Genomic DNA, 17,775 nt, shown 5'->3' on the forward strand with positions numbered 1-17,775 from the left:
TCAGGGCGATTTTTTTGCTTTATTAAAAAAAAACACGCAATCACAAACTTGATATGCACAGAAAGTTGCGCAGAAATGAGGATAAGTATGGATCATGAAAAATATATGAAAATTGCAATAGACGAGGCTGAAAAAGGGCGCGGATGGACTAATCCCAATCCAATTGTTGGCGCTGTAATAGTTAAGGATGGTCAGATTATAAGCAAAGGGTATCATAAAAGATATGGCGATTTACATGCGGAAAGAAATGCAATCAATGAATGCAAAGAGAATTTGGAAGGAGCAACGCTATATGTTACGTTAGAGCCATGTTGCCATTATGGTAAAACGCCCCCATGTACAGATGCTATCATTGAAAATAAAATTGGAACGGTTGTGATTGGATCAAATGATCCAAATCCGTTGGTGGCAGGAAAAGGGATTGAACTATTAAGAGAACATGGAATAAAAGTTATTTCAGAAGTTTTGAAGGCAGAGTGTGATAGTATAAATGAAATATTTTTCCATTATATTATAACAAAAACTCCGTATGTAGTAATGAAATATGCGATGACTGCAGATGGGAAAATCGCAACATATACAGGTGCTTCAAAATGGATTACAGGAGAAAAAGCAAGAGAACACGTACATCAATCCAGACACCATTATGCAGCAATTATGGTTGGGATCCAAACCGTAATAGAGGACAATCCAATGTTGAATTGTAGACGGATGAGTAGTTCGTCAAACAAAAATGAAGAAATAATAAGTAATAATCCAATCAGAATTATTTGTGATACTAATTTAAGAACACCATTGAATTCTAATTGTATAAAAACGGCGAATTATATTGAAACTATGATAGCAACTTCTTGTAATGATGTAAAAATACAGAAACCATATATTGAAAGTGGATGCAAAATAATTTGTGTAGAAAAAAAAGGAGACCATATTAATCTGGAGCAACTTATGCAAAGATTAGGAGAATTAAAGATTGACAGTATCTTGTTAGAAGGCGGAGCTGATTTAAACTTTAGCGCATTACAAGCAGGAATTGTAAATAAGGTTCAGGCATATATTGCACCGAAAATATTTGGTGGTAAAGCTTCAAAAACGCCAGTTGGTGGAGTAGGAGTAGAAATACCGGATGAAGCAGTGTTATTAAAGAATCAGAAAATAACATTATTAGAAAATGATATTTTAATAGAATGGGAGGTAGATAATGTTTACAGGAATCGTTGAGGAAGTTGGAAAAATAATCAATATAAATAGAGGCGCAAAGTCATCTGTATTGAATATTGAAGGAAAATTAATATTTGATGATTTGAAAATTGGAGATAGCGTTGCTGTAAATGGAGTATGCCTTACTGTAACAAGCATAAGAAATCATATGTTCACGGCTGATGTTATGAGTGAAACACTTAGTAGAAGCTCTTTTAGTACTCTAAAATCGGGAAGTATTGTTAATTTAGAACGTGCAATGCTTGCAAACGAAAGATTTGGAGGACATATAGTGTCAGGACATATAGATGGTACAGGAATAATTAGTGGTATCAAGAAAGATGATAACGCAATTTGGTATACAATCGAGACGCCACAGAAAGTAATTAAATATATTGTTCAAAAAGGCTCCATTGCAATTGATGGCATAAGCTTAACGATTGCAAATGTTAATATTAGCAGTTTTTCAGTTTCAATAATCCCACATACAGCGAAAGCAACAATACTGTCGACAAGAGGCATCGGAGATATAGTGAATCTTGAAAATGATATGGTAGGTAAATATATTGAAAGATTTTTGGGATATAAAGAGGCTTCATTATTTGAAAAAGAAACAGAAAACAAAATAACGAAAGAATTCCTTGTTACTTCTGGATTTTGAATCTGCTACTGATATAAATGTAAAAATAAACATGAAAAAAAGATAAAGATTAGAAAAAAAAATAAAGATAAAAAAGATTGGAAAATAAAGATGTAGGAGATAGATATGCTGATGGGCTTAAATATGTTTGAATTTAACAAAGTAGAAGAAGCATTAAAGGATTTGAATCAAGGAAAAATCATTTTAGTAACCGATGATGAAGATAGAGAAAATGAAGGTGATTTCATATGCGCGGCAGAGTTTGCCACTACACAAAATGTGAATTTTATGGCTACCTATGGAAAAGGTCTCATCTGTATGCCTATGGGAAATGAATTGGTAACAAAACTTCAGATTCCGCAGATGGTTACGCAAAACACAGATAATCATCAAACAGCATTTACAGTCTCAATTGACCATATTGATACAACTACAGGAGTATCGGCAGAAGAACGCTCCATAACAGCGAGAAAGTGCGTTGCGGATGAAGCAAGGCCACAAGATTTTCGAAGACCAGGACATATGTTTCCTCTTTTAGCACAAAAAAATGGCGTATTGGAACGAAACGGACACACGGAAGCAACTGTTGACTTGATGCGTTTAGCCGGATTAAAAGAATGCGGCTTATGTTGTGAAATCATGAAGGACGATGGAACAATGATGAGGATGCCAGAACTGATGGAACTAGCTAAAAAGTTCGATTTAAAGTTTATTACGATCAAAGAACTTCAAAAATATCGCAAAATCTATGATAAGTTAGTCGAACAGGTTGCTGTCACTAAAATGCCTACAAAATATGGAGAATTTATGGCGTATGGGTATGTCAATAAGTTAAATGGTGAGCACCATGTGGCATTAGTAAAAGGAGATATTGGTGATGGTGAAAATGTGCTGTGCCGCGTACATTCTGAATGTTTAACGGGAGATGCATTTGGTTCTATTAGATGTGATTGCGGTCAACAGTTTGCGGCTGCTATGATTCAAATCGAAAAAGAAGGCAGTGGAATAATGCTGTATCTACGACAAGAAGGACGAGGAATTGGACTGATAAATAAACTGAAGGCATATGAACTGCAGGATGAAGGTATGGATACTGTAGAAGCAAACCTTTCGCTTGGATTTGCAGAAGATTTAAGAGAGTATTATATTGGAACTCAAATACTAAAGGATTTGGGAGTAAAGTCATTACGTTTATTAACAAACAACCCGTTAAAAATAGAAGGACTTGAAGATTTTGACCTTAAAATTGTAGAACGAGTGCCGATTCAAATGGATTTGACAAAGTATGATGAATTCTATCTTAAAACAAAACAAACAAAGATGGGGCATATTTTAACATACTAGTAAAATTATTATAAAAGTGTTAGTTTATATAATAAAGCAATGAAAAAAAGGAGACTTGAAAATGAGAATATATGAAGGAAATTTGGTTTCAAAAGATATAAAAATAGGAATTGTTGCAGCAAGATTTAATGAATTTATTGTATCAAAACTTTTGAGTGGTGCAGTTGACGGTTTGAAAAGACATGACGTGAATGAGGATGATATTGATGTCGCTTGGGTACCGGGCGCATTTGAAATTCCTCTGATTGCATCAAAAATGGCAATGAGTGGAAAGTATGATGCTGTCATCTGCCTTGGTGCAGTAATTCGAGGTTCAACAACACATTATGATTATGTGTGCAGTGAGGTATCAAAGGGCGTTGCTTCGGTTTCACTGAATTCAGATATTCCTGTTATGTTTGGTGTATTAACAACTGAAAATATTGAACAGGCGATTGAACGAGCAGGTACAAAGGCTGGTAACAAGGGCTATGATAGTGCTGTAAGTGCAATTGAAATGGTAAATCTTATTAGAGCGATAGAGGCCAAGTAAAAATAAATCGATAGAGGCTAAAAAAAATAAAGTGATTCAAGGAAATCGGAAATGAGGGAAAATATGAAATACGACGGAATAATATTTGATTTGGATGGTACATTATGGGACTCGACAGAAGGAATATGCAGTACATGGAATCAAGTGTTGTCAAACTATCCAGATATAAAGACGGAAATTACTGTACAAAGATTGTATAGCTGTATGGGATTGCTCATGGAAGAAATAGCTGAAAAATTGTTTCCACAGTTAGATAAAAAAATGCAATTAAAATTGTTGCAAGAATGTTGTGATTTAGAAAACATTTACCTTGCAAAACATGGAGGGATTTTGTATCCGCGATTAGAAGAAACGATTGTAAAGTTAGCAGAAACACACAAATTATTTATTGTAAGTAATTGTCAAGATGGTTATATTCAGAGCTTCTTCACAGCTCATAAATTAGGTAAATATTTCACTGATTTTGAATCTGCAGGAAAAACGGGTCACTCAAAAGGAGAGAATAATAAATTGGTAATTAGCCGAAATCATTTAAAGAGTGCAATCTATGTAGGCGATACATTGGGAGATGCAAATTCTGCAATTGATGCTAAGATACCATTCGTTTTTGCAAGATATGGTTTTGGAGATGTAAAAAAATATGATTTTGTAATTGATGACTTTCATGAAATTTTGAAGCTAGAATTATAAATAATAAGTGTTGGGTAAAATTACCAAAACTTCTTCCGCGCACATTTTATGTAATATAAGTAAATAATGCACAAAATCAGTTGTAAAAGGCGAAAAATGATGCATAGTTACTTGTTTGAGTAACAAAATGATGCATACAAAAAATTGACTATATTATATAGTCTAAAATATAATCTTACATAGTAGATGCACAGTTTTGAAGTGTAATTAAAACTATGGAGGATTTAGAATGAAAGTAAAAATGAAAAATAGAGTACTTGCCATCATAATGGCGACTCTTATGATCGTTGGATTAATTCCGTTAGAATTTATGCCAACAAAAGTACAAGCGGCAAGTGGCGCTACAGAAACATTTGTGTTAGATGCAAATGAATTAGCACCAACATTGTTTGGAACAATAGGAACAGCAATTGCAGCAGATACAAATGTTGGAACGAGTGGCTTTTTCACCTTGGCTTCAGCTGGAGGTAAAATGAAAATGGTAGCTCTTAGTCCATCTTTGACGAATGGATCCACTTCATATTCACAGGCATTGCAGTTAACAGGTGCTGGATCAAAGACATCTGGACAGGCATGTATCAAGATAACAACAACTCAGACTGCACGAATCACCGTATGTGCAGATGCAAAATCTACATCAGCAAGTTCTTTTGAATATAGAAAGACGACTGATTCTGCATTTACAACAGGTGATGTACTTAGTGCTACAGCAATTACTAAAAATGTTGTTGAATTGCCAGCGGGTGATTATTATATTGCTGGTTCAAATGGTGCTAATATATTCAACATCACAGTTGAATATAACCCAACAGTAGAAACAGTTACTCCTTGGGCAGATGTAGCAACTCCAGTAATTAATAATGTTACAACTGACAGCGAAGGTAATTTTGTCGTTAACTACGCAGCAGTGATTGACAGCCTTAAAGGGGCAGAAATATTGAATATTTCAATGTTGGAAAATGGTCATGAAGTTGCAACACAAACTGTAAAAGCGCAATTGGCTCAAGCAACTTTTAGTCCACTTTGGAGCGGTAATTATACATTTGTTGCAACCGCTCAGCGTACAGGGGAAGCTGATAAAGCAAGTGCGGTAGTAAAATATGATAGCTATGTATTAGCGGTTCCTAAGCCAGTAATTACAATGGCTCAAAACAAAGGGAACGGTACCTATTACATTGATTGGATTAATGTAGAAGATGCAAGTAGCTATAAAGTAGAATATAAAGCAGCAGGTGCATCAGTCTACACAGTTGCTGCAGATAATATTACAACAGCTGACTATACATTTAACGGATTGACAGTAGGTACTACATATACGATTAAAGTGACTGCAACAAGAAATTCTGATAATTACATATCTTATTATACAAAAGATGTAACGGTTACAGCAAATGCACAACAGCAGTGGTATCTTGCAACTGTAGGTTCAGAGCAGGCAACAGTTGCAACAATTACAGATGCAACTGGAACTGCAAATAACTATTCACTCGCTTCCACAACGCCAGCTGACCTTAAAGAAGTTACGTCAGTTGCAAATACGAGTGGAAAAATAAGTATGGCAGGACAGACAAGTGGTAAGATTTCTGATGATGAAGATGGATTCTCCTATTATTTTACGAATATTAATCCAAATACAGAGAATTTTTCATTAGCAGCAACATTTAAAATTACTGATACAAGTCTTACACCTGATAATCAAACAGGATTTGGTATTATAGCAACAGATATGCTGGGAATTAATTTCTATGGCCCTGCTGATATTTACCATAAATATATTAACTCAGTATCGAATTTATTATATAGTTCGACAGGGAAATTCCTTGGTCTAAGGTCTGTTACAGGCTATGAAGGCGTTAACACTTCATTGGCTGATGGCGTAACAAGAACAAAAACAGAAAGCAGATATGCAAATACAACTGGCGATTTTTCAGTTGGAACTACCTATATATTTACATTGGAAAAAACAAATGATGCATTTGTTGCAAAATTGAATGGAGAAACGCTTTCAAATGCTGATACATCAATTCTTTCAGTCCAGGAAGACGGTTCCATATGTGTTGGTGTAATGGTTTCAAGAAAAATTTCAGTTGAAGTTTCAAACATGACATTTACAACATCGTTAAGTACTGGTGTTTCAGGCGGTAGCACTGGTGTTGAAAAAGTAACACCTTCAGCTACAATATATTCATCATTGACATGTGGCGCAAGCACATATGAATATATTTATCAGCCAAACGTAGCTGGTACAGTTAAGGTAACAGCACCAACAGGCGAAGTGATTTACAATAAGGCAGTAACAGCTGCACAGGTTGTAAAAATCAATGTACCAATATCAGTTGGACAGAATACGATTACAGCAGTATTAACACCCACTGCTTCACAAAATATTACATCAGTAGCGGATGTTACTAAGTCCATTACTGTTGAACGTAAAACTTATGGCGTTGAAGGCGAAACTATGATTGTTTCACCATCGGGTACGTTGGAAGGTGCTGGTACAGAAGCAAGTCCACTTGATATTGCTACTGCAGTTAAATATGCACAGCCAGGTCAGACAATATTGCTTAAAAATGGTACATATTCAGGATCAGGTGTTACAATTGCAAGAAGCGTAAGTGGAACAGCAGACAAAAATATTACAATGACCGCTGAGTCAGTTGGTGGCGTTGTATTTAACGGCATTGGCCTAACTGTTATGGGAAGCTACTGGCATATATACGGTATTGAAGTCAAAAATGCAACAAGTGCAGGTATTCAGGTTGCAGGTAACTACAATACAATTGATATGTGTATAGTACACGGTTCAACCAATTCAGGTGTACAGATTAGCCGTCTTGGAAGTGCAGAAAACGCAGCCGGAATTAATGATTTATTATGGCCTTCATACAACCTTATCAAGAACTGTGAATCATATGATAACTGTGATGCAGGAAGAAATGATGCCGATGGATTTGCTGCAAAATTAACATGTGGTGAAGGCAATCAATTCTTTGGCTGTATTTCTCATAATAATATTGATGATGGATGGGATCTTTATGCGAAAACAATTTCAGGCGAAATTGGTGCAGTGACAATTGAAAATTGTGTTGCATATAGCAATGGATGGCTTACAACTGACAATGTAACCGCGGTAGGTTATGTATATGGAGAAGGAAATGGTTTCAAATTGGGCGGTAGTTATATGAAAGGTGGACATGTTCTTAAAAACTGCATTTCATTTAATAACGGCGCCAAAGGAATAACAAGTAATAGTTGTCCTGACTGCCAGGTTATTGATTGTACTTCATTCAATAATTCAGTCAAAACAGCAGAAGAAGCATACAGCATAGGGCTGAATACAAAAGATATGAATGTAAAAGAATGGGTTGTAAAGGGTCTTATATCAATGTCAACAAAGACTTTAACTTCTTTAGAAGATTTAATCCCATTTTCACTTCATAGTGAAAATAATTATCTCTATAATGGAAAAACATCATACAATAATCAAGGCGTTGAAGCATTAACAACTTGGTTTGAAAATACAAACGTAACGGTTCTTCCTGCAAGAAATGTGAATGGTACAATCAATATGCATGGACTATTAACTTTGAATGCAACGGCTCCTGCAAATTCAGGCGCTAGACTTGATATTACAAGTGCAGCAGCAATTTCAGTACAGCCTTCACTAACCGCAATCGTTGGTACACAAGTAATTGTGGAGAATGCTGATTACAGTGCAGTTACAGCAGCAGTTGCGGCAGCGGGACAACTAACGGCAGCTGAATATAAAGATTTTTCAGCAGTTACAGCAGCAGTTAATGCAGTTCAATCTGGATTAAAAGTAACAGAGCAAGCGAAAGTCACAGCTATGGCAAAAGCGATTACAGATGCAATTGCAACATTAACAAAGGTTGAAAAACCAGCTGATATAATTGTTAACGATAATCAAAATACAACTGCTTCAAATGAAACGGTTTCAAATGTAAATCAATCAAATGAAAGCACTTCAAATGTGAGTGTAACAGTAGCAACAGGAGATAAGACTCCAATTATTGCAATATTCTGCTTATGTATATTTTCAGCAGGAGTAATGATTACCGTAGTTGGAAAAAGAAAGAAAAAACAGATTAGAAGCTAATATGATTTTGGAATAAAATGATTAAAAAAGTATCGAGAGAAGTGTTATAAATTTAAAAGTGTTTTGGGAGGAGTTGTCCGCCCAGAACACTTTTTTTGTTGACAAAATAAAATAATCGAAGTAGTATGTTAGCTAGCTAACAAATGAGACGCAAACTTGATATGCGCATTGTCTGGAAGAGTGAGTCAATAAAAGATGCGCAGCAATAGGGATAAGTATACATATAAAAAGGAGATACAAGGCTATGGATACGAATGTTTTGATTGGGCATGAAATTAAGATACTTTCTAATTTGATAAAAAGGCATATTATTACGAATGAAGAGAAACATAATGATACTGATGAGGGAAATAATACGGTTGAAAATAATGATGAATTAACAGGCATGCAGTCCTTTATAATTAGATTTTTACATGCCAATGAATCAAAGGAAATCTTTCAGCGAGATATTGAAAAGAATTTCAATATTCGTCGCTCTACGGCGACCGTTATTTTGCAGCGTATGGAAAAAAGAGAACTGATTGAAAAAATCAGTGTTTCCTATGATGCAAGGCTTAAAAAACTGAAACTAACACCAAAGGCAGTCAAAGTAAACATGAATATTGAACAAGATATTGAAGTGTTTGAAGCAAAAATGCGACAGGGGATCAGTGATGAACATTTTGAAATTTTCATGGAAACAATTAAAAAAATAATTACCAATATTAAATAAAGAAGTCCGCAAGCAAAGTATCACTAAATGAGGATTTGTGACTGTGGAGAAAACTTGGGATGTGCAAAATGCACAGGAATGGAGTGAAGAGAAGTATGATTAAAAAATTACTAAAGTGTGTTGGTGAATATAAAAAGCCATCTATATTGTCTCCAGTTTTTGTTTCGTTGGAGGTAGTAATGGAAGTGATAATTCCATTTCTAATGGCTTATTTGATTGATTATGGAATCGAGCCGGCTGCAATGAAAACAGTTGTAAATATTGGTTTGGCGCTAGTCATATCGACTGTCACAGCTTTGCTATTTGGCGTGTTTTCTGGTCATTATGCAGCAACGGCATCCGCAGGGTTTGCTAAGAATCTTAGAAAGGATATGTACTATTCAATTCAGGATTATTCTTTTTACAATATTGACAAGTTCTCAAGCGCAAGTCTTGTAACAAGACTTACAACAGATATTACAAATGTACAGAATGCATATCAGATGATTATAAGAATTGCAGTGCGTGGACCAGTAATGCTTGTGTTTTCACTCATTATGGCATTTGAAGTAAATCCACAGTTGTCACTCATATTCTTAGGTATGATTCCAATATTAGGTGGCGGATTGTTTCTTATCATTCAAAAGGCGCATCCTATATTTGAACGTGTATTTAGAACGTATGATACGCTTAATAATGTAGTACAAGAGAATTTGACAGGGATTAGAGTTGTAAAATCTTTTGTTAGAGAAGAATATGAAGAAGAAAAGTTCAATTCTGTTTCTAAGAATATTCATGATGACTTTTTAAAGGCAGAAAAATTAATTGCATTTAATAGTCCATTAATGCAATTCGCAACATATAGTTGTATCCTTTTGATCTCATGGTTTGGAGCAAAATTAATTGTGTCAGATTCAATGACAACGGGACAACTGGTTAGCATGATTGCATATGCAATGCAGATACTGATGAGTCTTATGATGCTTTCAATGGTATTTGTAATGATTATACTAGCACGTGCATCGGCAGAAAGAATTGTAGAAGTATTAGATGAAAAGAGTGATCTTACCAATAATAATCATCCAGTATACGAAGTTGAAAATGGAGATATAGAATTTAAGAATGTAACGTTTAGCTATAGTAAACAAGCTGACAGAGCATGCTTAACGAACATCAATATCAATATTAAATCGGGCGAAACCGTAGGAATCATCGGTGGAACGGGAAGCTCAAAAACAAGTCTGGTGCAGTTGATTCCACGTCTTTATGATGTGACAGAAGGAAGTATATTAGTAGGAGGGGTGGAGGTCAGTTCATATGACATTGAGACGCTTAGAGATGAAGTCGCAATGGTGCTTCAAAAAAATGTGCTGTTCTCAGGGACAATAAAGGAAAATTTAAGGTGGGGAAATAAAAATGCCACTGATGAAGAGTTAATTCATGTATGTAAACTAGCGCAAGCGGATGATTTTGTGCAAGGATTTCCTGATAAATATAATACTTACATAGAGCAAGGTGGAAATAATGTTTCAGGTGGGCAGAAGCAAAGATTATGTATCGCAAGAGCTTTGTTAAAGAAACCTAAAATATTAATATTGGATGATTCAACTAGTGCAGTTGATACAAAAACAGACGCACTTATCAGAAAGGCATTTATTGAAGAAATTCCGAATACAACAAAGTTAATCATTGCACAGAGGATTTCATCGATAATGAATGCTGATAAAATAATTGTAATGGATGCTGGTAAAATCAACGCAATTGGAACACATGAAGAATTAATGAAATCAAATCAGATATATCAAGAAGTATATTATTCACAGAATAAGGAGGAAAGAAATCATGAAGCCTAACAATTCTGGAATAAAGGAAAGTAAGAATAATAATAATATGAATATAAATATAAATATGAATAATAACAAGAGCAATAATAAGAAAAAAGGAAATACAATCAAAAGATTACTTTCCTATATTGGTAAAAGTTATAAATTATATTTTGCAATTGTAATCGTTTGTATTTTATTTAGCGCGATTGCAGGAGTAATAGGGTCGCTATTTTTGAGAGTAGTCATTGATGATTATATTACACCGTTACTTACGCAGGATAGTCCAGTATTTACCGAATTGATGAGAATTGTGTTAATGATGGCAGCAATCTATCTTTTGGGTGTAATATCCACATTATTCTATAATAGAATGATGGTAACAATTGCGCAGGGCATCTTGAAGGAAATTAGAGATGAAATGTTTGCTCATATGCAAAAATTGCCTATTAAGTATTTTGACACGAACTCACATGGAGACATCATGAGTCATTACACGAATGATACAGATACACTAAGACAAATGCTTACACAGAGCTTACCACAAGTGTTTTCGTCAGTGGTTACAATCGTTGCTGTATTTGCCGCGATGGTTGCAACAAGTATATATTTGACAATTGTGGTAGTTTTCTGTGTTGTGATTATGTATATAGTATCTGGTAAAATCGTTGGAAATAGTGCAAATTTCTTCTTTAAACAACAAAATTCTTTGGGTAAAACCAATGGCTATATTGAAGAGATGATGAGTGGACAAAGAGTTGTTAAAGTGTTTTGTCATGAAAAAGAAGCAGAAGAAGCATTTGATAAATTAAATGAGGAACTATGTTACAATGCGACACAGGCAAATAGATTTGCTAATATTTTGATGCCTATTATGGCTAATTTGGGAAACCTACAATATGTTCTAATTGCTGTTGTAGGTGGAGCAATTACAGCAGGTGGATTTAATGGAATCACAATTGGCGCAATCGCAAGTTTCTTGCAGTTAAGTAAAACTTTTTCAATGCCAATTAGTCAGGTGGCACAGCAGTTAAATTCGGTTGTTATGGCATTAGCGGGTGCAAAACGTATATTTGAACTATTGGATGAAGACGTGGAGACAGATGACGGCTATGTTACACTTGTAAATGCAAAATATAAAAATGATAAATTAATAGAGACATCAGAAAAGACAGGGATGTGGGCTTGGAAACATCCACGTGGAGATGGTACAATTACATATACAAAGCTAACTGGGGATGTGCGCTTTTTTGATGTTGACTTTGGATATAGTCAAGAAAAAATAGTGTTACATCATATTACATTGTATGCAAAACCTGGACAAAAATTAGCATTTGTAGGTGCAACAGGCGCTGGCAAAACTACAATTACGAATTTGATCAATCGTTTCTATGACATTGCAGATGGAAAGATACGATACGATGGCATTAATATAAACAAAATTAGAAAGGGTGATTTGAGAAGGTCACTAGGAATTGTATTGCAAGATACAACTCTATTTACAGGAACAGTTATGGAAAATATTCGCTATGGAAAATTGGATGCGACTGACGAAGATGTTTACATTGCAGCAAAACGTGCAAATGCAGACGTGTTTATTTCAATGCTTCCACAGGGGTATGAAACAATATTGTCTGGTGATGGATCAGGTCTTTCTCAAGGACAAAGACAACTATTATCAATTGCAAGAGCAGCAGTTGCTGATCCGCCGGTAATGATTCTTGATGAAGCAACTTCAAGCATTGATACTCGAACGGAAGCGATTGTACAAAAAGGAATGGATGCCTTAATGAAGGGCAGAACCGTATTTGTTATAGCCCATAGATTATCAACTGTACAGAACTCCAATGCTATCATGGTACTTGAACAGGGAAGAATCATTGAAAGAGGAAGCCATGAAGAATTGATAGAACAAAAAGGGAAGTATTATCAGTTATATACTGGAGCATTTGAATTAGAGTAAGAGGATGTTTACAGAAAATATACTGTATTATTTCGGAATTCATGATATAATATGCAAATATAAAAAATAAGGAGAATGAGATATGAATAAAATTTCTGTGATTGTGTCTTGCTATAATGAAGAACTATCATTGCCAATTTTCTATAAGGAAATGGAAAGAGTAAGAGAACAGGATTTTACAGATGTTTCATTTGAGTATATTTTTGTTGATGATGGATCGAGTGACAAGACATTAGATATTCTTCGCTCATTGTGTGAAACTGATCGTAAAGTAAAGTTCATTTCATTTTCAAGAAACTTTGGGAAAGAGGCTGCAATGTATGCTGGACTTGAAAAATGCAGTGGTGAATATGTAACATTTATGGATGCAGATTTGCAGGATCCACCAATGATGTTACGTCAGATGTATGACGCAGTTATGAATGAAGGTTATGATCAAGTTGGTACAAGAAGAATTTCAAGAGAAGGAGAACCTCGAATCAGGAGCTTTTTCGCAAGAATGTTTTATAAGATCATTAATAAGATATCTAAAGTTGAGATGGTGGATGGAGCAAGGGATTATCGCCTGATAACAAGAAAAGTAGTAGAAGCGGTTCTTTCAATGAAGGAATATAACAGATATTCAAAAGGTATGTTTGGCTTTGTTGGCTTTAACACAAAATGGCTTGAATACAAAAATGTGAAGAGAGCTGCAGGAGAGACAAAATGGTCATTTGGAAAGCTGTTTTTATATGCGATAGAAGGGATTGTCGCATTTTCAACGGTACCACTTATTGTGTCCTCAATATTAGGACTTTTATTTTTTTTGATAACATTTGTGTTGATTGTAGTGATTATTATTAAGACTTTATTAGTAGGTGATCCAACGAGTGGATGGCCATCTTTGGTTTGTATTATTTTCTTTGTAAGTGGAATTCAGCTATTTTCATTGGGCGTTATAGGACAGTATCTAGCAAAGACTTATTCTGAGATTAAAAAGAGACCTATATATATTGTAAAACAAACGGAAGAAGATATGAAATTACCTGATAGTGCGCATCTTGATATATCAAATCTCAGTTTATCGAATTATGATATATTAGAAAGTCTGAAAGCGACATTAGAAAGTATTCAAGAGACAATTAAAAGAGTTGAAAAGGGTGACCAAGGTGAAGGAAAATAAAATTAAAATCATACATATCGTATTGCTTGTTTTAGGAACAGGTTTTTTGGCAAGTGGTGCCTTTCATTCGGGTCTTTGGTTTGATGAGAGTTATACAGTTGGTCTGATTAAACATAATTTGATTGATATGTGTAGAATTGCGACTTATGATGTGCATCCTCACTTGTATTATATATTATTGAAGTTGTTTTCCTACATTTTTGGAAGTAGTATTATTTCTTTAAGGTTATTTTCAGTATTGGGTGCAGTAATACTTGCACTACTAGGTTTCACCCATATTCGTAAAGATTTTGGAGTGAAAACTGGATTTTGGTTCTCGTTTTTCGTCCTATTTATGCCAAGTACATTTAAATATGCACAGCAGATTAGAATGTATACATGGGCACCATTATTTGTTACATTAGCTGCAATATATGCATATAGGTTGGCTATTGAAGATAAAAAAAATGCTAAAAATTCAATATTATTTGTAACGTTTTCTGTAATGGCTGCTTATACTCATTATTATGCATTAGTAGCAGTTTCAATTATAAATATTATGTTATTTATATATTATATTGTAAAAAAATCAAAGCTAAAGAATTGGTTTATAATGGCTGTAGTACAGCTTGGTGTATTCTTGCCAGGTCTTTTGGTGTTTTTAAAGCAATCTAGCAATGGTAGTACTAGCTGGATTAAAGTTATATACCCAGATATTTTGTTTGATACAATATCTTTTCATTTTATAGGGGTACCGCAGACAGATATATTGGTTACATCACCTATTTATGTAATTTCCTTGTGGATTGGGACTTGTATCTATGTAATATTTGGAATTTTGCTTATACGAATGAAAAGGAAACATATAGATGATACAAAACCAGTATTATTAGCGTTGGTTATATATTTTGGAGTAATTGTACTCTTTTTAATTGTATCAATATCGCGTCCTACATATTACGTAAGATATTCAATCGTTAGTTATGGTTTGCTATTGTTTGCATTTGCATATCTTTTAGCAAGGTATCATAAAGCTTATTTGAAAGTGGTTGTAGTTGTACTTATTTTAGGAATCTCTATAGCAAGAGCAATTTCTATTTATGAAGTGAATTATGACACTTCCAACACGCAAGTGGATGATTATTTGGAGGCAAATATACAGGATGGGGATATCATCTTGTTTAATAATTTTATGGAATTTGCAATAACTGTAAAATATCAACATGTACCAACTTATTTTTATAATGTTTTGAACTGGGATGTTGAGAAACCATATCAAGCGTTAGGTAAAAATGTTGTTATAACAAGAAACTTAGATGAATTAAAAAATTACAAAGGAAGAATATGGATAATCAGTAAGGACTATGGCTATAATAAAATTATGAGTTATCCTGGAACGAAGGAAGTTTCAAGTGAAAAATTTAATTACAAATATTATAGTGATAGTAAGGAACTTAATATTATCTTGGTAGAAAAAAAATAAATACTAGGGCACACATTGTTCTGAAAATAGAAACAGAAATAGTACAATCGAAGTATAAGTTATGAAATATTAGGGGTTAAAAAGGTGAATAAATTGAATGAAAAGAAAATGAAAATAGTACATCTTATTATGATTGTTTTAGGAACGGTTTTTTTAGCAAGTGGGGCGTTTCATTCTGGTCTTTGGTTTGATGAGAGCTATACAGTTGGATTAATGAACCAAAATATCATTGATTTTAGTAAGGCAGCAGCTTATGATGTACATCCACTTGGCTATTATACAATACTAAGGTTGTATGCATATATTTTTGGAAATAGTATTATTTCATTGAGATTATTTTCCGTATTAGGAGCTGTGTTGCTTGCAATGCTAGGATATACACATATTCGCCGGGATTTTGGTGCAAAAACTGGCGTTTGGTTTACTTTCTTTGTGATAACAATGCCTAGTACATTTAAGTATGCTTTGCAGATTAGAATGTATACATGGGCACCATTATTTGTTGCGTTGACAGTAATATATGCATATAGAATGATTAACAAGGATGTAAATAATACAAAGAGCACAAAAAATACAAAGAACACAGTGCTCTTTATTATATTCTCAGTAATGTCTGCTTATATGCATTATTATGGATTGGTGGCAGTAGCAATTATTAATATTATGATATTGGTATATTATATTAAAAACAATATAAAACTAAAGAAATGGTTTATCGTAGGGGCACTCCAAATGCTTGGATATTTACCTGGTTTATATGTGTTCTATATACAATTTAAACAGAGCAATGGTAGCTGGATTAAAATCAATTTTTGGACAATATTTGATGCAATATCGTTTCATTTTATCGGTTCCCCGCAGGCAGATGTAATTGTTAATTCACCAAATTATATAATTCCATTGTGTTTAGGATTCTGTATTTATGCCCTGTTTGGATTTTTACTTATACGAATGATTAAGAAGGACAAGGAAGAGTCAAAACCAGTAGTATTGGCTCTGACTGTATATTTTGGAGTCATATTTGTGTTTCTACTTGTTTCAATATTTAAACCAATATTTTATGTGAGATACTTAATCGTAAGCTATGGGATGCTTCTTTTTGCATTTGCATATTTATTAGCTAGATATAACAAAAAATCTGTAAAGATATTAATTGTTGTAGTTATGTTGGGATTATCGGTTACAAGAGCAATTCCTATTTATCAGGATAATTATGATGCTTCTAATACAACAATAGATGATTACCTCAAAGCTAATATTAAAGAGGGTGATATTATTTTGTTTGATTCACCTGGTGCATTTTCAGTATCTGTAAAATTTCAGGATGTACCCACTTATTTTTATAATGCTGGCAATTGGGATATTCAAAAGGCATATAAAGCATTTGGAAGTAAGGTTACTATATTAAGCAACTTAGATACTATAAAGAAACATACAGGAAGAATATGGATAATAGATGGCGGCGGCGCGCATGATGAGGTAATGCGCTGGAGTGGAACTACTGAACTATCATATGAAAAAATGCAGTTGAAATATTATGCTAGTGAGCATGACATTATTCTGATTGAAAAAAAATAATAATCTTTGAAGTGCATATCATTTATATGGTATGCACTTTTTTTGAATTTGATAATAATATATATATATAATATAGAACTAGAGTAAGGTCAAAAAAGGTAAAACTATGAAAATCAATTGGAAAGTTCGTTTTAGAAATAAGACATTTTTGCTTACGTTTATACCATTTGTAATAAGTTTTGTTTATCAATTATTATCAATGTTTGATATATTTCCAAAAGTTTCAGAAAATAATATATTAAATTTAGTTACACAGCTTATTAATGCACTTGCATTGCTTGGACTTGTTGTAGATGGGACAACAGTAGGAATTGGAGACAGTGAAAAAGCTTTAACATATGAGGAACCAAGTAAATAAAAAATATATCCGGTAATAAAGTACCATATATAGTGATAAAGTACTAATATAAACAAGAATTTAACAAGATTATGTATTGGTTAGTTCAGATTATAAGTAGACAAAAAATCCTAAAAATGATATTATAAATGTCTAAAGGACTTAGTTTATTTATTAACAAACACAGAATTTTATAAAAATATATAACAAAAGAATTTCAATATGGAAAGGAACTT

Annotated in this window: 13 protein-coding genes; all 13 read left to right on the forward strand. The window is 33.8% G+C overall.

Features of this window, described 5'->3' with window-relative positions:
* Positions 1 to 87: 87 nt before the first annotated feature.
* The 13 genes from ribD to BMY18_RS03425 all read left to right on the forward strand — a co-directional run bounded on the left by ribD (position 88) and on the right by BMY18_RS03425 (position 17,560).
* Positions 88 to 1,221: a bifunctional diaminohydroxyphosphoribosylaminopyrimidine deaminase/5-amino-6-(5-phosphoribosylamino)uracil reductase RibD gene (gene ribD, locus BMY18_RS03365; protein WP_092450574.1), complete on the forward strand. Its 1,134-nt coding sequence runs from the start codon at positions 88 to 90 to the stop codon at positions 1,219 to 1,221.
* Positions 1,202 to 1,861 (forward strand): riboflavin synthase, encoded by a 660-nt coding sequence (locus tag BMY18_RS03370; protein WP_092450576.1) that lies wholly within the window; start codon positions 1,202 to 1,204, stop codon positions 1,859 to 1,861. The genes ribD and BMY18_RS03370 overlap by 20 nt, the downstream gene beginning before the upstream one ends.
* Before the next feature lie 123 nt (positions 1,862 to 1,984).
* Positions 1,985 to 3,184 carry a bifunctional 3,4-dihydroxy-2-butanone-4-phosphate synthase/GTP cyclohydrolase II gene (locus BMY18_RS03375; RefSeq protein ID WP_092450985.1) on the forward strand — a complete coding sequence of 400 codons (1,200 nt, stop codon included), beginning with the start codon at positions 1,985 to 1,987 and terminating at the stop codon, positions 3,182 to 3,184.
* 61 nt (positions 3,185 to 3,245) lie between these two features.
* Complete coding sequence (ribH, locus tag BMY18_RS03380; protein WP_092450578.1) at positions 3,246 to 3,716, forward strand: 6,7-dimethyl-8-ribityllumazine synthase; 471 nt, start codon at positions 3,246 to 3,248, stop codon at positions 3,714 to 3,716.
* Between the two features lie 63 nt (positions 3,717 to 3,779).
* Positions 3,780 to 4,406: an HAD family hydrolase gene (locus BMY18_RS03385; protein ID WP_092450580.1), complete on the forward strand. Its 627-nt coding sequence runs from the start codon at positions 3,780 to 3,782 to the stop codon at positions 4,404 to 4,406.
* Positions 4,407 to 4,635: 229 nt separating this feature from the next.
* A complete protein-coding gene (locus tag BMY18_RS03390; RefSeq protein WP_092450582.1) occupies positions 4,636 to 8,523 on the forward strand; it encodes a hypothetical protein in 3,888 nt (1,295 codons plus the stop codon).
* A gap of 244 nt (positions 8,524 to 8,767) precedes the next feature.
* Positions 8,768 to 9,235 (forward strand): MarR family winged helix-turn-helix transcriptional regulator, encoded by a 468-nt coding sequence (locus tag BMY18_RS03395; protein ID WP_092450583.1) that lies wholly within the window; start codon positions 8,768 to 8,770, stop codon positions 9,233 to 9,235.
* 95 nt (positions 9,236 to 9,330) lie between these two features.
* Positions 9,331 to 11,067: an ABC transporter ATP-binding protein gene (locus tag BMY18_RS03400; RefSeq protein WP_092450987.1), complete on the forward strand. Its 1,737-nt coding sequence runs from the start codon at positions 9,331 to 9,333 to the stop codon at positions 11,065 to 11,067.
* Between the two features lie 55 nt (positions 11,068 to 11,122).
* A complete protein-coding gene (locus BMY18_RS03405; protein WP_408644808.1) occupies positions 11,123 to 13,000 on the forward strand; it encodes an ABC transporter ATP-binding protein in 1,878 nt (625 codons plus the stop codon).
* 82 nt (positions 13,001 to 13,082) lie between these two features.
* Positions 13,083 to 14,162 (forward strand): glycosyltransferase family 2 protein, encoded by a 1,080-nt coding sequence (locus BMY18_RS03410; RefSeq protein WP_092450585.1) that lies wholly within the window; start codon positions 13,083 to 13,085, stop codon positions 14,160 to 14,162.
* On the forward strand, positions 14,149 to 15,624 hold the full coding sequence (locus BMY18_RS03415; protein WP_092450587.1) for a glycosyltransferase family 39 protein: 1,476 nt from the start codon (positions 14,149 to 14,151) through the stop codon (positions 15,622 to 15,624). The genes BMY18_RS03410 and BMY18_RS03415 overlap by 14 nt, the downstream gene beginning before the upstream one ends.
* A gap of 84 nt (positions 15,625 to 15,708) precedes the next feature.
* Positions 15,709 to 17,202 (forward strand): glycosyltransferase family 39 protein, encoded by a 1,494-nt coding sequence (locus tag BMY18_RS03420; protein ID WP_092450589.1) that lies wholly within the window; start codon positions 15,709 to 15,711, stop codon positions 17,200 to 17,202.
* A 106-nt stretch (positions 17,203 to 17,308) separates the two neighbouring features.
* A complete protein-coding gene (locus tag BMY18_RS03425; protein WP_092450591.1) occupies positions 17,309 to 17,560 on the forward strand; it encodes a phage holin in 252 nt (83 codons plus the stop codon).
* Positions 17,561 to 17,775: the final 215 nt, after the last annotated feature.

The organism is [Clostridium] fimetarium, assembly GCF_900111235.1.
Taxonomy (GTDB): domain Bacteria; phylum Bacillota; class Clostridia; order Lachnospirales; family Lachnospiraceae; genus Clostridium_N; species Clostridium_N fimetarium.